The organism is Mesorhizobium sp. M7A.F.Ca.CA.003.01.2.1 (assembly GCF_003998945.1).
Lineage (GTDB): Bacteria > Pseudomonadota > Alphaproteobacteria > Rhizobiales > Rhizobiaceae > Mesorhizobium > Mesorhizobium ciceri.
Genome location: NZ_RZRA01000882.1, coordinates 1 through 2,332, shown reverse-complemented (window position 1 = coordinate 2,332; position 2,332 = coordinate 1). Strand labels below are relative to the sequence as shown.

Annotated in this window: 3 protein-coding genes; all 3 read right to left on the bottom strand. The window is 61.5% G+C overall.

Annotated elements, in window-relative coordinates; genetic code table 11:
- Window positions 1–224: Mur ligase domain-containing protein (locus tag EN969_RS27100; RefSeq protein WP_245467515.1), on the bottom strand; the 224-nt coding region annotated here is incomplete at its 3' end.
- A 54-nt stretch (window positions 225–278) separates the two neighbouring features.
- The gene (locus EN969_RS27095) at window positions 279–1,988 is read right to left on the bottom strand and encodes a penicillin-binding protein 2 (RefSeq protein WP_013530951.1); all 1,710 of its coding nucleotides are present in this window, start codon (window positions 1,986–1,988) and stop codon (window positions 279–281) included.
- Window positions 1,985–2,332: hypothetical protein (locus EN969_RS27090; protein WP_127419548.1), on the bottom strand; the 348-nt coding region annotated here is incomplete at its 5' end. The genes EN969_RS27090 and EN969_RS27095, both read right to left, overlap by 4 nt.

Below are 2,332 nucleotides of genomic sequence, written 5' to 3'. Positions count from 1 at the left end.
GGGAGCCCGGCAAGGGTGCTGCCTTTGCCCGCCACGATCGCGGCCGCACCGCGCGCGGCGGCATCTGCGGCATAAACGGCACCGTCGGCCTTGGTTCCGGCGAGCGCAAAAAAGACAACGCCCGCTTTTACCTCGCGGGAATCCGAAGAAATCCCTGTAACCTCCAGATCGACGGAAGCTATTCCCTCGACGGGCAGGATACCGGCTAGATCTCTGAGCTTCATCGAGTCCCGTTCACCGTAACAAAATAGCGCGCTGTTGCCGGCGCGCCCTAAGAATCACTGATAGGAAACCAGCGTTGCACCATTTTCATGGCTGAAATCTGGCTTCACGCCAAGCATGGCAGCTGAACGCCTGATGATATTGCCGGCCATAACCCCAGCATTCGCGGCCGCGACATCCGTCATGCCGGGCTTTTCCGGGTGCGGGGCATCGGCAATGGTAAACACCAGATACTGCGGATCGTCCATCGGGAAGGCGGCGACGAAGGTGTTGAAATTCAAGTCCTTCGAGTAGCGGCCATTGATGACCTTCTCGGCGGTTCCGGTCTTGCCGCCAACGCGGTAGCCGGGGACTCTGGCGTTTCTGGCAGAGCCCTTTTCGGCATTGAGCGAATAGAGGTAGCGCATGCCTTCGACGGTCTTTTCGCTCACCACTCTCTTGGCGGTGGCCATCGCTTCCGCCTGCGTCCGCACCAGAAAGGTGGGGTTCATCAGGAAACCGCCATTCATCAACGCCGCGCAGCCCACAGCCGCTTGCAGCGGCGTCGTCGACACGCCATGGCCGAAGGCGATGGTGAATGAATTGACCTGTTTCCAGACCTTCGGTTCAGTCGGACGGGCAGTCTCCGGCAATTCGGTCTGCATCCTGTCCAGAATGCCAAGGCGATGCAGGAATTCGCGATGCCCCTCGATGCCGACCATCTCGGCTTCCCTGGCCGACCCGATGTTGGACGAGTAGAGGAACACCTCCGGCAACGACAGCACACGGTTCTTGCCGTGGAAATCGTGAATGGCCTGATGGCCGACCCGGATTGGATGCGAAGCATCGAAGCGGCTCGCCATCGTCGCTTTGCCGGAATCGAGCGCCATGGCTGAGGTGAAGCTCTTGAAGGTCGAACCCATCTCGTAGAGGCCCGCCGACATGCGATTCAGCCGGTCCTTGTCTTGTGCGTTGTAGGGATTGTTCGGATCAAAATCCGGCACCGAGGCCATGGCCACCACTTCGCCGGTCTTGACGTTGAGCACAACGGCGCCGGTGCCCATGGCACGATAGCGCTCCAGGCCGGCGGCGATCTCGTCGCGCACCACATGCTGCACGCGCAGATCGATCGAAAGCTTTACCGGCTTGAGATCCTTGGCAATGGCAAGGCCCGACGCCTGCAGGTCGCTCAGCCCCTGCTCGTCGACATATTTCTCCATGCCGGAGATGCCCTGGTTGTCGATGTTGGTGAGCCCAACAATGTAGGACGAGGTTTCGCCGCTCGGATAGAAGCGGCGCTTTTCGGTGCGGAAGCCGAAACCGGGAATGCCGAGCTGCATGATGTCGGACTGTTGCTTGGGCGTCAGCTGCCGCTGCAGCCAGACGAAACCGGCGCCGCTCTTCAGCTTATGGTAGGTCTGCTCATAGTCGATGTCCGGAAGCACCGTCGACAGCTTCTCGATCGCCTCGTCGGCGTCGACAATCCGGCGTGGTTCTGCAAACAGCGACGCCGTCTTGATGTCCGTGGCCAACACTTCGCCGTTGCGGTCGACGATGTCGGGCCGCGATGCCGTCACCCGGCTCTGCGGACCGCCCGACATATCGGGGGTCTGGAAGCCGAGATAGACCAGCCGCCCTGATATGGTCGAGAAGATGCCGAAGAACACCGCCATCGTCATGACGATGCGCGTCCTGCCCTTGCCGCCGGTCGCCTTGCGGGCGCCCTCGACCACGATCGATCCATCTTCACTCGTCCTGGCGCGACGTTTCAGCAGTTTACCGATCATTGGGCGATGCCTCCGGTCACCACGGGATCCCTGCCGTCCGACGGCGCCTTGCCGCCCGAACTATCAGCCATGCCGCCCTGGCGTCCCGACAAGATGTCCTGGATGTCAAGGGATTTGGCCGGCAGGTCGCCGACACCGCCGATCTGGCGGGCGCTGACCGGCTCGAGTTCGAGCTGCGACTTGTAGAGTTCGGCGAGCTTCTGCAGCCGCGACGGCTGGGTAAGCAGGCTCCAGTCGGCCTTGAGCAGGTCGATCGTGTCCTCCTCATAGCGTATCTGCGCATGGATCTTCTGCACGGCGGCCAATTGTTCCTCGGCCTCGCGCTTGGCCTTGTAGGTAAGGGC